The 16,062-nt window shown below is 37.5% G+C and carries 17 protein-coding genes; 5 read left to right on the top strand and 12 right to left on the bottom strand.

Translation table 11 applies throughout. The annotated features are described in order from the left end of the window. The 4 genes from hfq to tsaE form a co-directional block, all read right to left on the bottom strand. Positions 1–275: RNA chaperone Hfq (gene hfq, locus C1642_RS09795; protein WP_000033633.1), on the bottom strand; the 275-nt coding region annotated here is incomplete at its 3' end. Positions 276–368: 93 nt separating this feature from the next. Further along, a complete protein-coding gene (gene miaA, locus C1642_RS09790) occupies positions 369–1,313 on the bottom strand; it encodes a tRNA (adenosine(37)-N6)-dimethylallyltransferase MiaA (protein WP_103236263.1) in 945 nt (314 codons plus the stop codon). A gap of 6 nt (positions 1,314–1,319) precedes the next feature. Then, complete coding sequence (gene mutL / locus C1642_RS09785; protein ID WP_000129002.1) at positions 1,320–3,272, bottom strand: DNA mismatch repair endonuclease MutL; 1,953 nt, start codon at positions 3,270–3,272, stop codon at positions 1,320–1,322. Then, positions 3,265–3,738, bottom strand: coding sequence for a tRNA (adenosine(37)-N6)-threonylcarbamoyltransferase complex ATPase subunit type 1 TsaE (tsaE, locus tag C1642_RS09780; RefSeq protein WP_002049012.1), 474 nt, complete (start codon positions 3,736–3,738; stop codon positions 3,265–3,267). Before tsaE ends, mutL begins: the two co-directional genes overlap by 8 nt. A gap of 119 nt (positions 3,739–3,857) precedes the next feature. Here tsaE and C1642_RS09775 point away from each other — a divergent pair, with 119 nt between their 5' ends. The 3 genes from C1642_RS09775 (at position 3,858) to C1642_RS09765 (ending at position 5,727) form a co-directional block, all read left to right on the top strand. Then, positions 3,858–4,766 carry a pseudouridine synthase gene (locus C1642_RS09775; RefSeq protein WP_000097947.1) on the top strand — a complete coding sequence of 303 codons (909 nt, stop codon included), beginning with the start codon at positions 3,858–3,860 and terminating at the stop codon, positions 4,764–4,766. A 111-nt stretch (positions 4,767–4,877) separates the two neighbouring features. Then, positions 4,878–5,186, top strand: a complete 309-nt coding sequence (locus C1642_RS09770; protein WP_001232531.1) for a type II toxin-antitoxin system RelB/DinJ family antitoxin — start codon at positions 4,878–4,880, stop codon at positions 5,184–5,186. A 97-nt stretch (positions 5,187–5,283) separates the two neighbouring features. Next, a complete protein-coding gene (locus C1642_RS09765) occupies positions 5,284–5,727 on the top strand; it encodes a GNAT family N-acetyltransferase (RefSeq protein ID WP_103236262.1) in 444 nt (147 codons plus the stop codon). Here C1642_RS09765 and C1642_RS09760 read toward each other — a convergent pair. Both C1642_RS09760 and C1642_RS09755 read right to left on the bottom strand, forming a co-directional pair. Beyond that, entirely contained in the window at positions 5,720–6,424 is a 705-nt protein-coding gene (locus C1642_RS09760; protein WP_000923636.1) for a pseudouridine synthase, read from the bottom strand. The genes C1642_RS09765 and C1642_RS09760 overlap by 8 nt on opposite strands. 100 nt (positions 6,425–6,524) lie before the next feature. Beyond that, positions 6,525–6,743, bottom strand: coding sequence for a hypothetical protein (locus tag C1642_RS09755; protein ID WP_000351255.1), 219 nt, complete (start codon positions 6,741–6,743; stop codon positions 6,525–6,527). 253 nt (positions 6,744–6,996) lie between these two features. Here C1642_RS09755 and C1642_RS09750 point away from each other — a divergent pair, with 253 nt between their 5' ends. Further along, on the top strand, positions 6,997–7,449 hold the full coding sequence (locus tag C1642_RS09750; protein WP_000880860.1) for a DUF441 domain-containing protein: 453 nt from the start codon (positions 6,997–6,999) through the stop codon (positions 7,447–7,449). A gap of 50 nt (positions 7,450–7,499) precedes the next feature. On the opposite strand, the gene C1642_RS09745 is transcribed toward C1642_RS09750, so the two are convergent. From C1642_RS09745 to C1642_RS09735, 3 genes are all read right to left on the bottom strand, one after another. Continuing rightward, positions 7,500–8,420, bottom strand: coding sequence for a LysR family transcriptional regulator (locus C1642_RS09745; RefSeq protein ID WP_000890088.1), 921 nt, complete (start codon positions 8,418–8,420; stop codon positions 7,500–7,502). Positions 8,421–8,646: 226 nt separating this feature from the next. Next, complete coding sequence (locus tag C1642_RS09740) at positions 8,647–9,441, bottom strand: DUF4198 domain-containing protein (protein ID WP_103236261.1); 795 nt, start codon at positions 9,439–9,441, stop codon at positions 8,647–8,649. A gap of 160 nt (positions 9,442–9,601) precedes the next feature. Next, on the bottom strand, positions 9,602–10,027 hold the full coding sequence (locus C1642_RS09735; protein WP_004746767.1) for a hypothetical protein: 426 nt from the start codon (positions 10,025–10,027) through the stop codon (positions 9,602–9,604). A gap of 229 nt (positions 10,028–10,256) precedes the next feature. Here C1642_RS09735 and C1642_RS09730 point away from each other — a divergent pair, with 229 nt between their 5' ends. Further along, on the top strand, positions 10,257–11,456 hold the full coding sequence (locus C1642_RS09730) for an MFS transporter (RefSeq protein ID WP_002014361.1): 1,200 nt from the start codon (positions 10,257–10,259) through the stop codon (positions 11,454–11,456). Positions 11,457–11,481: 25 nt separating this feature from the next. On the opposite strand, the gene C1642_RS09725 is transcribed toward C1642_RS09730, so the two are convergent. From C1642_RS09725 to C1642_RS09715, 3 genes are all read right to left on the bottom strand, one after another. After that, positions 11,482–12,465 carry an ion transporter gene (locus C1642_RS09725; protein WP_001221030.1) on the bottom strand — a complete coding sequence of 328 codons (984 nt, stop codon included), beginning with the start codon at positions 12,463–12,465 and terminating at the stop codon, positions 11,482–11,484. 138 nt (positions 12,466–12,603) lie between these two features. Then, the gene (locus tag C1642_RS09720) at positions 12,604–13,038 is read right to left on the bottom strand and encodes a hypothetical protein (RefSeq protein WP_000920881.1); all 435 of its coding nucleotides are present in this window, start codon (positions 13,036–13,038) and stop codon (positions 12,604–12,606) included. A 228-nt stretch (positions 13,039–13,266) separates the two neighbouring features. Next, positions 13,267–15,906 carry a bifunctional aconitate hydratase 2/2-methylisocitrate dehydratase gene (locus C1642_RS09715; RefSeq protein WP_000888596.1) on the bottom strand — a complete coding sequence of 880 codons (2,640 nt, stop codon included), beginning with the start codon at positions 15,904–15,906 and terminating at the stop codon, positions 13,267–13,269. Positions 15,907–16,062: the final 156 nt, after the last annotated feature.

The raw sequence follows: 16,062 nt of genomic DNA, 5'->3' as shown, positions 1-16,062 counted from the left end.
CCTTGACCACCGAAGCCACCTTGACTACCACCCTGAGCTGGGAAACCTGCACCTTGTGCACCTGCTGGACGTGGGTTACGAGCTGGAACAACTGTAGAAATTGCGTGTTTGTAAACCATTTGACTTACAGTATTTTTTAATAAAACAACATATTGGTCAAAAGATTCAATATGACCTTGTAATTTAATACCGTTAACAAGGAAAATAGAAACTGGGATGCGTTCTTTACGGAGAGAATTTAAGAACGGATCTTGTAAAGTTTGACCTTTAGACATTTTTAACTCCAAAAAAAATTTTTAAATCAGCGCAAAAAAACTATCTTTATTTTTCAACTAAAAATTATAAAAAGACAGTGTGCAAATTTTGCTTTATCCATAAGAGTTTCGCAAGTCTTCTTTCGCCTGCTTTATCGTCAAGTAAGTTTTAAAATCGTGTATTTCTTGCAAAGAACGTAACCACGTATATTGACGTTTGGCAAGTTGTCGTGTTGCAAATAAGGCTTTATCCTCCATTTCCTGCTTTTTTTTGAGACTCATATCACTTTTTAATAGAAATTCTAGAGCTTGTCGATAACCAACAGAACGCATAGAGGGTAAATTTTCATCTAAATCGTATTTTTCAATTAGAGACTCGACTTCACTCAAAAAACCGATATTCCACATTTTGCTTAATCTTTGCTCAATGCGTTGATGTAATTCTAACCGATCTGGAAGTAAAGCGTAGTTATGAAATGTGTATCGATATGGTACATTTTTTGGTTGTTCTGCCTGCAATTTGGTAATTGGTTGACCTGTAATACGGTAAACTTCCAACGCCCGAATAATTCTTTGTTTATCAGAAACCTTAAACTTCACTCCAGCCGCCGGATCTACTGCCACCAGCTCATCATAAACAGCTTGCCACCCTTCATTTGCTGCTTTTTCTTCAATTGCTGCGCGAACATTTGCATCTGCACTTGGCAAGTTACTTGATAATCCTTCTAAGAGAGCTTTGAAATACAGCATGGTTCCTCCTACCAAAATAGGAGTTTTGCCACGTGAATGCATCTCATCAATTAAAGCGCAAGCATCTTCAACAAACTGAGCAGCCGAATAGACCTCAAGTGGAGTAATAATATCAATTAAATGATGCGGATATAGCTCCTGCTCTTCACGCGTTGGCTTAGCCGTACCAATATCCATATCTTTATATACAAGTGCAGAATCAACTGAAATTAATTCAAAATTTCCACGTTCATAGAGTTCACATGCCAAAGCGGTTTTTCCGCTTGCAGTCGGTCCCATTAAATTGATGACGGGCAATTGATTTGACATGTAAAACTACTCTCCTCGAGCAAATAATTTATCTAGTTGAGATAATGGAAATGCACGCCAAGTTGGGCGACCATGGTTACATTGGCTCGCAAATTCGGTTTGTTCCATTTGGCGAAGTAAAGCATTCATTTCTGAGAGACTAAGTTGTCGATGAGCACGTACTGCACCATGACACGCCATACCTGCTAACAGTTCATCACGCTTTTGCAATAAACCTTGTGCTTCATCATTTGGATCTAAGTCATTGAGAAGTTCGGGAATAAGATTTTCAAAATCCGCTTTTTGCAAAATAGCCGGCACACCACGCACAATGACTTGCTCATCGCCATATAAATCAATCTCTAACCCTAAGCGTTCAAGCTGAGGTTTTAAATCCTCAACACGAACAGCTTGCATACGACTAATTGAGATCACTTTAGGGATAAGCAACTGTTGAGATGTCCAGAACTCAGGTTTATCCCAAGCATTTTTCATTTGTTGCAGCAAAATACGCTCATGTGCTGCATGCATATCAACAATAATCAGGCCTTCAGTATTTTGCGCCAAAATATAAATTCCATGAAGCTGGGCAATTGCGATACCTAATGGAAATTCATCTACCTTAGCGACAGGCTCAATATTTTCATCAACTGAAAAATTAGCAGGTTGATCACGTAATGGAGCCAAGTAAGTCTTTAATGCATTATTTAACTGCGCAGAACCATTATATTTTGGAGTTTGTTCCGCATAATGAACAGCTTGGGGACGACTATTATTAAAATCAGTTAAAAGCTCAGTAGAAGGCTGATAACCATTTGGTTTGTCTACTGCTGTATCAGCGGCTTGCGCTGTACGGTGCAATGTAAATTGTTCTTGGTATTTAGGCTGAGGTTGTACCGAAAGATTTTGAATATCATCCACTTTCATGGCTTGTGCTAAATCAGCACTAGCTGTCTGAAATTGTGCTAATGTTTCTTTAGCATAATGTCTTACAAACTCATGTACTTCACGTTGATTTAGAAAACGAATCTCATGTTTTGTCGGGTGAACGTTAACATCAATATTTTCAGGATCAACTTCTAAGAAAAGTAAATAAGATGAATGCTGATGGCCATGTAAAATACCGTCATATGCCATTCTTAAAGCATGTGAAATGGTTTTATCTTTCACAATTCGGCCATTTACATACACATATTGTAAGTCTGCTTGGGCACGTGCATCTGAAGGATGCCCTAGCCAACCTGACAAACGCATGTTAATACTTTCGGCATCGATCCAGTAAGCATTTTGAACAAACTGTTGACCCAATAATTGCTGTACACGCTGAAATCTTAATTCACCACTATCTGCTATTGGTAAATTAATTCGAATATTATCGTTATGCTCAAGTACAAAACGTATATCAAAATGCGTTAAAGCCAAACGGCGTACAATTTCTTCAATATGCCCAAATTCAGTGGTTGGCTTTTTTAAAAATTTACGGCGAGCAGGTACATTAAAAAACAAGTCCTGAACTCGAATATGAGTGCCCTTTTGTGCAGCAACAGCTTGGACTTGTTGATGATCAAAGGCGGTACCATTCACCTCAACCTGATGACCAATTCCGCTTTCATCTTGGCTACTGGTTAAAGTCAATCGTGAAACTGCTGCAATAGAAGCAAGTGCTTCACCACGGAAACCTAAGCTAACAATCGCGTGTAAATCTTCTGCTGTTTTAATTTTACTGGTTGCATGGCGCATCACTGCCAATGGTAAATCATCAGGATGAATCCCATGTCCATTGTCAATAATCTCGATTAATGTTGAGCCGCCTTGTGCAATCCGCACAATTAATTCGGTTGCACCTGCATCAATTGAGTTTTCTAATAATTCTTTTACGACCGATGAAGGACGTTCAATCACCTCACCGGCAGCAATCTGGTTGGCTAACGCGGCGTCTAATGTATGAATACGACGTTGTGTTAGCTTTTCATCAGTCATGAAGCTGTTCCTGCAAAGTCTGGTATAAATGCTCTGTTGGTAAAGTTAAGGTGACGAAACGATTGAGTTCATCATCTGATTTTTGAATATCAATGACGATATCTGCTTCAGGGATTTCGTCTCCACCTTTCGATGGCCACTCAAATAAAAATAGTGCATCCTGAATATCTAGATAATCACGGATTCCCATTAATTCAAGTTCGTACGGGTCATTGAGACGATATAAGTCAAAATGAAAAATTTCTTTATTATTGATTTTATATGGTTCAACCAACGTATACGTCGGACTTTTAACCGAGCCTTTATGCCCTAGAGCTTGCAAAAAATAACGGGTCAATGTCGTTTTACCGGCGCCCAAATCTCCAATCAGATAAATCACGCCAGCTTGAACATGCTGCGCTAATGCCTGAGCTAAACGCTGAGTATCTTCTTCATGATTTAAGACCATTTTCAATGAATACGACATAACACACATAACATGATTCAAAATAATCGATATGATACCATTGCCCTGCTTTAAAGCCTACTTAAGTGCTTAAAGTTGGCTTTTTTTACATCACATTTATTAAATATTGACACACTTTTATGTCTAGCCCGATTGAATTTTTCCCACCTATGATTGATGGCGTAAGCGCAAGCCAAGTCTATCTTCCTCCACAAACGACAGCACAAACCATCTATCAATTTCTTTGCGAAAATTTTCCACATATAAAAGCAACAGAGTGGCAGCAGCGTTTTCAAGATGGGCTTATTTACGCGGCAAATGGCGAAAAATTAACATTAAACAGCCCTTATATAGCAAACACGCATATTTTTTATTACCGATTCCTTGCTAACGAAGTACATGTTCCCTTTGAGCATCAGATTTTATTTGAAAATGATGACTTGCTTGTTGTAGATAAACCCCATTTTTTAACGATTAGCCCAACAGGGCAATATGTACAAGAAACATTATTAGTCCGACTAAAAAAGCAAACTGGCAATGAGTTTTTAACCCCGATCCACCGATTAGATCGTGAAACTGCCGGTGTCGTTTTATTTTGCAAACGACCGCAGTCACGTGGAATTTACCAACAGTTATTTGCAGATCGTCAAGTCAATAAGATTTACCATGCAATCGCTCCATATAAAGCTGAATTAAAATTTCCTCAGAGTTTAAAACTGTATTTAGATAAAGGTACACCCTTTTATACAATGCAGGTGATTGCACATACAAAAACCAATACCGAAACTAAAATTGAGCTGATTGAACATAATCACTCATGGGCTAAATATTGTTTAACGCCAACCACCGGAAAACAGCATCAACTCCGCGTCCATTTAAATCATTTGGGAATTCCGATTAAAAATGATCCGTTTTATCCAATAGTTCAACATAAAGCCGATGATGATTTTTCTCAGCCCTTACAGCTTCTAGCTAAGCAAATTTCTTTTATAGACCCGCTAACAAAACAGGAAATGGTTTTCAATTCACAGCTTGAATTGACACTGTAATCGCATCGTAATGACAAAAAGATTATTTTTTATGCTGAAAGACATTGAAATTACATTCCGATGGTTTAAAATAAATCCCTAAAAATTAAAAATCATTTGGTTTTGTTATTCATGCGAAAAACAGAAGTTTATCAGGTTCGACTTGACTCCCAAGAGAAAAAACAGGCTTTTGCTGTTTTTAAACAATTGGGGATTACCCCTGCCCAAGCAGTGCGACTGTTCTTTAAACAAGTCGTCTTAACCAAATCTATTCCTTTTGCGATCGAAAACCAGAATATTAATATGGAACAATTATTAAAACTGAGAAAAGCAAAAGCATCTTCATTAAATCAAAACGCTTCAACTTTAAATGAAGATGATGACCACGAAGATTTATTTGAAGAGTTAAATGCACTATTAGGTGAAAGTGACAAAACTTAACGGTGTTGCATTTTTAAACAACTTTTAACGTCAATTCGCTTCTTTTTTAGTTATGCTCTCTTTGTAAAAATATAAACATAAATACAAGGAGCGCCTAATGATTGTAAGACGAGCGACCTATGAAGACCTAAGCCAACTCGCTGTCCTATTTGATGAATACCGTCAATTTTATGGTGCATCTTCTAATCTAGAAGAATCTCATCATTTTTTAAAACAACGTTTTGAGAATAAAGAGAGCGTATTTTTTATCCATATTAAGGACGAAAAAATTACTGGGTTCGTATTGCTTTATTTAGGTTTTTCTTCAGTTGCTTGTTCAATTTACTACATCTTAGATGATGTATATGTTACCCCCCTATTCCGTCGTCAAGGCTCGGCAAAACAGCTCATTGATACAGCGATTTTATTTGCAAAACAAGAAAATGCTTTACGTATTAGCCTAGAAACCCAATCGAATAATCATGAATCTCACCGCCTCTATGAAAAAATGGGGTTTATTAGAGACAGTGAGTTTCAGACATTTCATTGTTTTCTTAAATAATATTTTGAGCGAGTTGTTTTTCCTGCTCCGACAAATATACCCAATCCCCGTCCTCAATTTCAGGTAAAACCAATTGACCAATTTGATGTCGATGTAATTTCTCGACTTTATTGCCTACGGCTGCAATCATTCTTTTGACTTGATGATAAACACCTTGATGAATAGTCATCGTTAATTGATGAGTTCCTAGTAGTGCTACATCTGTGGCAGCAAATACCCCCTTTTCTTGGTGTAAATTAACACCCTGAGTAAGCATTTCAATTTGCTCAGGGGTTACGAAGTCGTAAGTTGTAACATGATAAACCTTTGGTACATGTTTACGAGGATGAGTTAAAGCTTGTAGATATTTACCATCATCAGTAAGTAAAAGCAGCCCCGTTGTGTCTTGATCCAAGCGTCCAACCGCCTGCACACCACGATGAATCATGGTTTCAGGCAGTAGGCTAAAAACACTTTGATGATGCTGAGGATGATGAGAACACTCGAAACCTTGAGGTTTTCTTAGAGCAATATAAATTTTTTCTCTATATTGATAATTTTGACCAAAAACGGAAAACTCAAAATTTTCTGGGGAGAACTGCTTTTTGAGATCACTCACAACCTCCCCATCAATACTTACTGAACCATTTTTTATTAACTGCTGACAATATTTACGTGAACCAAACCCTTGTGATTGTAAAATTTTTTCCAGCAGCATAAAGCTTTCTCTTTAAAACGAAACCATTATTTTAACGTAATTTTAGTGTTTTATTACCTTCTGCTTTATCATCTTCGCATTTAACTTCATTAACTTTGAATTACTCTTCAATAACGCGATAAATTTTTTCGTTTTGTTCACTTTCAAATAGCAATTCTGTAGTGGGTAAGATCACCTCATTATCTACAATAATATGTTCGATACGCTGACTTAGCTTTAAAGGCTCATTTTCATGTTCAACTAAATTCTTCTTTAATTGAGCTTTCGCATCATGAATTTGATCAAATTGGTCTTTGATCTTGATATCTATAATATCCATAAGATTAATCCTGTACTCATGAGTAGTGATTATTTTTATATCACACTCTCTCAAAAGAATACTTTTTAAGTTGTTAATTTATATAACATTGTTTCCAAGCGTAACCACAGATAAAACTCTTTATCATTGAGTCATATACAAGAAAATTTCCACTAAAAAGCCTTTGTTTGATCTTTTTTAACCTTAAAAGCTCTGACATTTTGGCTCTCAATTATTATACAATTCAAATTATTTGCTTTTCTTGCCGCTTCTCATGCTTGCCCAATTCGATGTTAATTTAGTTGTTTTATTAGTTTTACTTATCTGCGGTTTACTAAGTCAAAATGCAGCTGTAACCATCGCAGCAGGTATTTTAATCGTCATAAAAATCACGCCATTAAATCAATTTTTTCCTTATATTCAGGCACATGGACTAAACTTAGGCATACTTATTCTAACAATTGGCGTACTCACGCCTATTGCAAGTGGCAAGCTTAGTGGAGAGAGTATTTTAAAATCCTTTATTAGTTTTAAATCTTTGGTCGCTATTGCAATTGGTCTGCTTGTCGCGTGGCTAGGTGGTCGTGGTGTAAAACTTATGTCGAGCCAACCTGATGTTGTGGCAGGCTTACTTATTGGTACGGTTGCAGGTGTGGCGTTACTCCGTGGTGTACCTGTTGGCCCACTGATTGCAGCAGGTCTATTATCTTTATTTATAGGTAAATAAAAGGCACCCGAAGGCACCTTTTAATAAATGCTTAGGCTAAATAAGTACTTTTAACCTGAATAGTAAGAAGTGCGTTTTAAAGAAAACTTTTCTAGCTGCTTTAAGAAACCTTCAAAGTAGCTCTTCTCTTTTTCTTCAGTTCTATAACCTGCATACAAGGTACGTCTTAAACCGGCTGGAGAAACACAATCTAGACGGCGGCTAGTCACCCAACCCTTTTGTTCGTATTCATTGACTACCCAATCTGGCAAAGCAGCAATACCTCGGCCACTCGCAACAAGTTGAATAAGCATTTGCGTTAAGTCTGTTGTCCGGATTTGTTTTGGTTGAATATTTGCAGGTATAAACAGTTTCGACATGATATCTAAACGGTGCTTATCAACCGGGTAAGTAATAAGAACCTCTTCTGCGAGATCCTGAACAGTAATATTTTCAGCACGAACCAATCGATGAGTATTTGATAAAACCAAACGCGATTCATATTCAAAAATCGGGAAGTATTCGATTCCTTTTAGCGCGATCGGATCGGCTGTAATAAGTAAATCAAACTCAGCATTTTGTAAAAGTTCATGTGGGTTCGCTTCGAACCCCGAAGCAAAGTCTAAATCGACGTCTGGATATTGCTGACGGTACTGATTGAGTAAAGGCATTAGCCAGTCAAAACAGCTATGACATTCAGATGAAAAAATAATTCTGCCCGTTTGTCCGTGCACAATACGTGTAATATCACTCTGAGTAATCTGAATTTGCGGCAATACATCATCAGCTAACTTCAGTAGGCGTTGTCCTACATTAGAAAAACTAACAGGGCGACTGCGGCGATTAACCACCTCTACCCCATACCAATGATCTAATTCTTTTAATTGGTGAGAAATAGCTGAGGGCGTTAAGCATAGGTCATTAGCTGCAGCGACCAGTGAACCATGTTCACGTAAAGCAACTAAAGTTTTAAGGTGTCGAATTTCTAACATGGGCACAAGCCTGAATACATAAATTTATCTATAAATTTTTAAGTTATCTCTTGTTTATTACTAAACAGAGTTAACGGAGATAAATCATCACTAATGAATACCATTCATCTTATCACAAAATTAATTAATTTGTCTCAACATAAGTTTTTGTTAATTAGATATGGACTTTACTAACAAATAAAAAATAGACCCATTCAGATCTATTTTTTATAAAATGAGAATATTCTTACTCGGTCACTTGTAAGCTAACAATCGTATAATTTTGATTTTTAGGCTTTAACTTTAAATCCACTGGAGCGGTGACTTCCATTAAATATTCTCCAGCTTTTGGAAATTTAAGTTCAACTTGTCCTTTATCATCAGCTTTAAAATGTAGTACTTGTTTATCAGTTGCTCCTTTTTCTCTTAAATTAATTTCAGCATAAGGTAGGTTCTGGCCTTTTTCACTTATGGTTAGCTGAACTGCTTGGGTAACTTTAAGCTGGTTAGGATGAACAGAAAAATTAACTTTAACTGGTGTATTTGGAAGTTGAAAATCTGAAACTTTACCTTTTGAAAGATAACTTTGTAATACCCATTCTCTTGTTACTTCCTCTGTTTTAATCTTTTTAGTTTTAAGATCAGCAGGAATTAGATAGTCACGCTCTTTTTTTGGCGGAGCTTTATCTGCTGGTAAATCAAAAAATAAATGCCACTCCTTTTGATCATATACATATTTTAAAGGGTAACTCGCCTGAGTTTGCAGAATATATGTACCGTCTTCCGGTAAAGCAACATCGAAAACAGTTACAGATTTATGTAGAGCTTCAGCATTAATAACTTTAGGCTCTTGTTTAGGGGTAATGACGGTAAGCTTGGCATCTTTTAAAGCGTATTCACTATTTAGTGCTTCTTCAGCATAACCAGCTACTACCGGTACTTGTGTCTGCTCAGTTTTATACGCTAATGGCGCAACATAAGGTTCATGAGCAAGGCTGTAAGTACATACAAAAACAAGTGATGTTACTAATAATCTATTCATTATTTCTGGATCCTTATTAGGAAAATTTAAATTTTTACAGACAAATCATAAGCAAATGTATTATACACAAATAAAAATAATTCTCATTATCATTAATAAATTTAAGTTAAAGATTTTTATATAAAAAGAAAAAGGCCATGTGGCCTCTTTCATTACCTCATTATTCTTTTACTTTTGGAAAAGCTTGATTAAAGTCAATGAGCTTATAACTTTTTACTAAATCATCTTCACCATAAGTCACTTCATAAGTTGTTTCTTTACCATTAAAGTATGCTTCAGCTGGAGTTCCAAATACTTCCCATAAACCTATTGAGGCAACGTCTGCAACCCCATGTCCAAATGCACGACCTACTTTCACCCACTTTGAATAACCTTGCTGGAATGTATAGATTTCAACTCTTGTCCCATCACGGTACTCAGACAATACAGGTGCCCCAAACTCTGCAATAACATAATTACGAGAGCTACCCGGATTTAAAACATTTAAATTTTTTTTACTTGGTTGATTGCCAGCCATAAATACGGCACAACCAGACATAGATAACATAGCCATACCAATAAGGCAGGCAATACATAATTTTCTCACGATTCAACTTCTCTATTTCTTAAATATTTATACAACTTATTGTAATGCCTAAAATATTACGCGCTCATCATATCCAATTTGATAAAAGAATTCGATAAATTATTCAATATAAAGATAAAATATTCCGGTTTTAAATGTGCAAACTTCCTCTTGAGATTCTAGTTTTTTATTATTTTGGTCTCTTTTTCCCTTATACTTTCTTTTTTGAGTTTCCTTTTATTAATTTATTATGGCGTCACCCCAATCCCCTTCTTCTTCCCCTCGACATTACTCACTCTTCTTGGCAATTTTTTCTCTCGCAGTAGGCGGTTTCTGTATTGGCACTACAGAATTTGTCGCAATGGGTCTTATTCAGGAAATTGCACACAATTTAAAGATTACAGTACCTGAAGCAGGGCATTTTATTAGTGCTTATGCATTAGGTGTTGTTATTGGTGCCCCTATTATTGCCATTTTGGGTGCCAAAGTGCCTAGAAAGACCTTATTGCTTTGCCTCATGCTGTTTTATGGTATTGCCAATGCATGTACAGCTTTAGCACATACCCCAGAAACCGTTTTAGTCTCTCGTTTTATTGCAGGTTTACCTCATGGCGCATATTTTGGTGTCGGCGCTTTAGTCGCGGCTGAACTCGCAGGCCCTTCACGAAGAGCTTCAGCAGTTGCGCAAATGATGATGGGACTGACCGTTGCTACCGTTATTGGCGTACCCTTAGCAACATGGTTAGGTCAACATTTTGGCTGGAGAGCAGGTTTTGAATTTTCAGCAACGATCGCATTCTTTACTTTAATTGCTGTAGCTTGCTTTGTACCGAATATTCCAGTTCAAGCTACTGCCAGCATAAAAACAGAATTAGCTGGGCTTAAAAATATAAATATGTGGTTAACCCTTGCAGTCGGCGCAATTGGCTTTGGGGGTATGTTCTCGGTATATAGCTATGTCTCACCAATTCTCACTGAATACACTAAAGTTAATATCCAGATTGTTCCTATTGCATTAGCGCTGTGGGGCATCGGGATGGTGATTGGTGGTTTAGCTGCGGGTTGGCTTGCAGATAAAAACCTCAATAAAACTATTGTGGGCGTACTCATCAGCTCAGCGATCGCATTTGTAGTCGCAAGCTTTCTAATGAGTAATATCTATAGCGCAATTGGCTCTTTATTCTTAATTGGCCTAACCGTTATGGGTTTAGGTGGGGCTTTACAGACGCGCCTCATGGATGTTGCAGGTGATGCGCAAACGCTAGCAGCTTCACTTAACCACTCCGCCTTTAATCTTGCTAATGCATTAGGCGCTTTTTTAGGTGGTTGGGTACTGAGCCATCAGATGGGTTGGATTGCACCAATCTGGGTAGGTTTTGTACTGAGCCTTGGTGGCCTTATTATCTTACTCATTGCATTTGCTGTAGAAAAAGCAACTCAAAAAGCCTGAGTATGATCAGGCTTTCGTTGAGTCTCTAATCTGTTAACTTTTCACCACAGTGCGGGCAATAACATTTCTTCTCTCTAACAGCTTCTTTCTCTTCTAATACTTTTTCGCGCATAATTTGGATAATCAGATTATGCGCTTGTTCTTTTGGTAGCCCTACTTTTTGTCGAATACGTTCTATTTCAACTTCATCATGCATGATATCAATACCACGCACTTGAAGTAACTCACGGAACTCTTGTTCAAGGCGCTGATTACGCTGGTTAAGTTCATTGGCCAAACCAGAAGCTAAAATACCAGCTGGTAAAGCAGCAATCCCTACCCCTAGAATTGTAATTAAGGCTCCCAATAATTTTCCTAGACTAGTTACTGGTGTGACATCCCCATATCCGACTGTAGTTAAAGTCACAACCGCCCACCACATTGCTTTAGGAATAGAGCTAAAAGCTTCCGGTTGTGCTTTATTCTCAACGACATAAATACCAGAGGCAGTCATAATAATCATAATGATTAAAATAAAAATCACTGCCTGAAAGGAACCTTTTTCTCGCTTAATCACACATAGCAATATTTGCAATGAGATGAAATAGCGAGTTAATTTTAATAGTCGAAGTAATCGTAAAATTCTTAACATACGAAGATCTATTCGTACAAAGAAATTTAGATACGCAGGCAAAATTGCCATGAGGTCAATCAGTGCTTCACCACTTTTCATCCATGCTAAACGTTGCTTCCATGCAGCTTGTGTCGGATCACGCTCGACTATACTCCAGAGCCGTAAGAGATATTCAACACTGAAAATTGCAATTGAGACATTTTCAAAGTAGTCAAACCATATACGGTAGCTGTAATACAGATCATTTACTGTTTCTAGTAATACAGCAACTACATTCCCAATAATTAAGAAAACTAAAAAGTAGTTAATACATCTACTTACTGCCGTTTCGTAATCATGATTATGAAGGTTGTTATAGAAGAACCGACGTACTGTCTTCCATGCTAAAATTCGCATACGGATCTGAACCACGTTATATTGAACATATATTAAGCTCACATACGTAAATTCACCACTATAGCGGCCAATAAAATATTTTATTAATTGTATTAGCTAAACAATCATAAATAATATTTCATATTTACTAATTATATTTTAATGCGCTGCAACATATCTAAACTCATTTTCCTCCCACCATTGCACATCATATATACCGGCATGGGACTTCAAAATGACATTAATATAATTTTGTAGCAACATAATATGGTGAGTAATATCTAACTTTCTAAAAAGAAATCTTCTTAAAATTGGTGTATTTGGTGAAATGAATATTGCAAAACCATTACTGTATTCTTCATAAACGCTAATACCGATATACATCGTAATCTCAGGTAATGGCACTTCTATTTCCCAGCCCCAACGCTCAGCATTTAACTCAATATTTAAGTGATATCTATTTTTTAATATACTATAAATATATTGTGCAATATCTTCAGTTTTCTGTACTAAAGTATTCCCGTCTTCTGCTGATAAATTTTGATCATATAGCTGATAATCATCAAATTTAAATTCAACAATTGTCTTTAGCATTTTTAAATTCCATATATAAAATACCCATGTTCTTTTTAATTATTTTTAAGTTCATACAAATATTTTAAAACAAAATCTTCTTTAATATCTAGCGTTATATTTATTTTTACATTTTATTAGAATAAAACATGATTAATTTATTATTTTAATAATTAAAATATGTACCAATTCTCATTAAAATAAAAAGGAGCTGAATAATCAGCTCCTTTTTTGTACTAAATCGACCTATTAAGTCAACTGAGCAGCAGCAATTTTCTTAGTATCTACTTTATCAGCAGCATTTGTATATTCGCCCATTTGGTCGAAATTCAAATATTTGTAGATGTCAGCAGACATACTGTCAATTTGAGCTGCATATTGTTGGTATTCTTCTGGAGTTGGCAATTTACCAAGTACAGCAGCAACAGATGCAAGCTCAGCAGACGCTAAGTAAACGTTAGAACCTTGACCTAAACGGTTAGGGAAGTTACGTGTAGAAGTCGATACAACAGTTGTGTTCGGTGCAACACGTGCTTGGTTACCCATACATAATGAACAACCAGGCATTTCTGTACGTGCACCAGCACGGCCATAAGTGTTATAGAAGCCTTCTTCCATTAACTGATGTTCGTCCATACGTGTTGGTGGAGCCAACCATAAACGAGTTGTTAATGAACCGCTTGGTACTTTTTCAAGTAACTGACCAGCAGCACGGAAGTGACCAATGTTAGTCATACAAGAACCAATGAATACTTCATCAATTTTGTCGCCTTGAACGTCAGAAAGAAGTTTCGCATCATCTGGATCGTTCGGGCAGCAAAGGATAGGTTCTTTGATTTCTGACAAGTCAATTTCATACACTTTAGTGTATTCAGCATCAGCATCAGCTTTAAGTAAGCTTGGGTTCGCTAACCATTTTTCCATGTTTTCAACACGGCGAGCCATCGTACGTGCATCACCATAGCCTTGTGAAATCATCCACTTAAGCATTGTGATGTTAGAACGTAAGTACTCAGCAACTTTCTCTTCTGAAAGTGTGATTGCACAACCAGCAGCTGAACGTTCAGCAGAAGCATCAGAAAGTTCGAATGCTTGCTCAACTGTTAAGTCAGTTTCCATTTCTGTTAAGTCGATTTCTAAGATACGACCAGAGAAGATGTTTTTCTTACCTTTTTTCTCAACAGTAAGATCGCCTTCTTTGATTGCATAGTAAGGAATCGCATGTACAAGGTCACGTAAAGTGATACCAGGCTGCATTTTACCTTTGAACTTAACAAGAACTGATTCAGGCATATCAAGTGGCATTACACCAGTTGCAGCAGCGAAAGCTACAAGGCCAGAACCTGCTGGGAACGAAATACCAATTGGGAAACGAGTATGCGAGTCACCACCAGTACCTACTGTATCTGGAAGAAGCATACGGTTTAACCAAGAGTGGATAATACCGTCACCTGGACGTAAAGATACACCACCACGGTTCATGATGAAGTCTGGAAGTGTATGTTGCATTTGTACGTCAACTGGCTTTGGATAAGCAGCAGTGTGACAGAAAGACTGCATTACTAAGTCAGCAGAGAAGCCCAAGCAAGCTAAGTCTTTTAACTCATCACGAGTCATAGGACCAGTTGTATCTTGAGAACCAACTGTAGTCATTTTAGGCTCACAGTAAGTACCTGGACGGATACCTTGACCTTCTGGAAGACCACATGCGCGACCAACCATCTTCTGAGCTAAAGTGAAACCTTTGCCAGTGTCAGCTGGTTGTACTGGAGTACGGAATAATGTAGATGGAGCTAAACCTAAAGCTTCACGCGCTTTAGCAGTTAAGCCACGACCAATGATCAAGTTAATACGACCACCAGCACGTACTTCATCTAAAAGTACTGGAGTTTTAAGTTCAGACTCAGCGATTTGTTCGCCATTTTTGAACGCAGTGACTTTTGCAGCAGCATGATCGATTTTAAGAGTAACTTCGTCACCCATGTTCATGTTAGAAACATCGATCTCTACTGGTAATGCACCTGCATCTTCCATTGTGTTAAAGAAGATCGGAGCGATTTTACCGCCTAAGCACACACCACCGTCTTTTTTGTTTGGAATGTGAGCGATTTCATCACCAAAGAACCAAAGAACAGAGTTTGTTGCAGATTTACGAGATGAACCTGTACCAACAACGTCACCAACATAAGCAACTTGATTGCCTTTAGCAATGAGTTCTTTAATTTGGCTTAATGGACCAACTTCACCTGGTTTTTCAGGGTTGATACCATCACGCTCATTTTTCAACATTGCATTTGCATGCAATGGAATGTCTGGACGGCTCCATGCGTCTTGAGCTGGAGACAAGTCATCAGTGTTTGTTTCACCTGTTACTTTGAACACAGTGATTTTGATTTCTTCTGGTACATCTTTACGACTAGTGAACCATTCAGCATCAGCCCAAGATTGTAAAACAGCTTTTGCATTTGCATTGCCAGCTTTAGCTTTATCAGCTACGTCATGGAACGCATCAAATACAAGTAATGTTTTTTTCAAAGCTTCAGCAGCCAAGCTACCTAATTCAGCATCATCCAGAAGCTCAACTAAAGGCGCTACGTTATAGCCACCAAGCATCGTACCTAGTAAATAAACTGCACGTTCTTTAGAAACTAGCGGAGATGTCGCTTCGCCTTTTGCAATCGCTGCCAAGAAAGCTGCTTTTACGTAAGCTGCTTGGTCAACACCTGCAGGAACACGGTTTTCAAGCAAATCAACCAAGAATGCTTCTTCACCTGCCGGTGGGTTTTTTAATAACTCAACAAGTTGAGCAGTTTGAGCATCATCAAGTGGCTTCGGTGGGACTCCGAGTGCGGCACGTTCAGCAACGTGTTGGCGGTAAGCTTCTAGCACGGTGTTCATTCCTCTTTTTTTAAAAAATTACTTGTAAATTCCAGCTTTCACAAAGCTTCACAAGTAATATGGACTACAAAATTTTACTAGAGTTCAAGCCAAAAGTTAATGAGCGCGGGGTGTTTCTCCGTGATGCCCATTATTTTGTAACTAAAT

The sequence above is a fragment of the Acinetobacter sp. AKBS16 genome (assembly GCF_002899995.1).
Lineage (GTDB): Bacteria > Pseudomonadota > Gammaproteobacteria > Pseudomonadales > Moraxellaceae > Acinetobacter > Acinetobacter baumannii.
This window is presented reverse-complemented; position numbering and strand designations above follow the sequence as displayed.

Bases quoted from the DNA above. Each gene is read 5' to 3' on its own strand.
- miaA (WP_103236263.1), bottom strand. From the start codon at position 1,313: ATGTCAAATCAATTGCCCGTCATCAATTTAATGGGACCGACTGCAAGC.
- mutL (WP_000129002.1), bottom strand. From the start codon at position 3,272: ATGACTGATGAAAAGCTAACACAACGTCGTATTCATACATTAGACGCC.
- tsaE (WP_002049012.1), bottom strand. From the start codon at position 3,738: ATGTCGTATTCATTGAAAATGGTCTTAAATCATGAAGAAGATACTCAG.
- C1642_RS09775 (WP_000097947.1), top strand. From the start codon at position 3,858: ATGTCTAGCCCGATTGAATTTTTCCCACCTATGATTGATGGCGTAAGC.
- C1642_RS09770 (WP_001232531.1), top strand. From the start codon at position 4,878: ATGCGAAAAACAGAAGTTTATCAGGTTCGACTTGACTCCCAAGAGAAA.
- C1642_RS09765 (WP_103236262.1), top strand. From the start codon at position 5,284: ATGATTGTAAGACGAGCGACCTATGAAGACCTAAGCCAACTCGCTGTC.
- C1642_RS09760 (WP_000923636.1), bottom strand. From the start codon at position 6,424: ATGCTGCTGGAAAAAATTTTACAATCACAAGGGTTTGGTTCACGTAAA.
- C1642_RS09755 (WP_000351255.1), bottom strand. From the start codon at position 6,743: ATGGATATTATAGATATCAAGATCAAAGACCAATTTGATCAAATTCAT.
- C1642_RS09750 (WP_000880860.1), top strand. From the start codon at position 6,997: ATGCTTGCCCAATTCGATGTTAATTTAGTTGTTTTATTAGTTTTACTT.
- C1642_RS09745 (WP_000890088.1), bottom strand. From the start codon at position 8,420: ATGTTAGAAATTCGACACCTTAAAACTTTAGTTGCTTTACGTGAACAT.
- C1642_RS09740 (WP_103236261.1), bottom strand. From the start codon at position 9,441: ATGAATAGATTATTAGTAACATCACTTGTTTTTGTATGTACTTACAGC.
- C1642_RS09730 (WP_002014361.1), top strand. From the start codon at position 10,257: ATGGCGTCACCCCAATCCCCTTCTTCTTCCCCTCGACATTACTCACTC.
- C1642_RS09725 (WP_001221030.1), bottom strand. From the start codon at position 12,465: ATGCGAATTTTAGCATGGAAGACAGTACGTCGGTTCTTCTATAACAAC.
- C1642_RS09720 (WP_000920881.1), bottom strand. From the start codon at position 13,038: ATGCTAAAGACAATTGTTGAATTTAAATTTGATGATTATCAGCTATAT.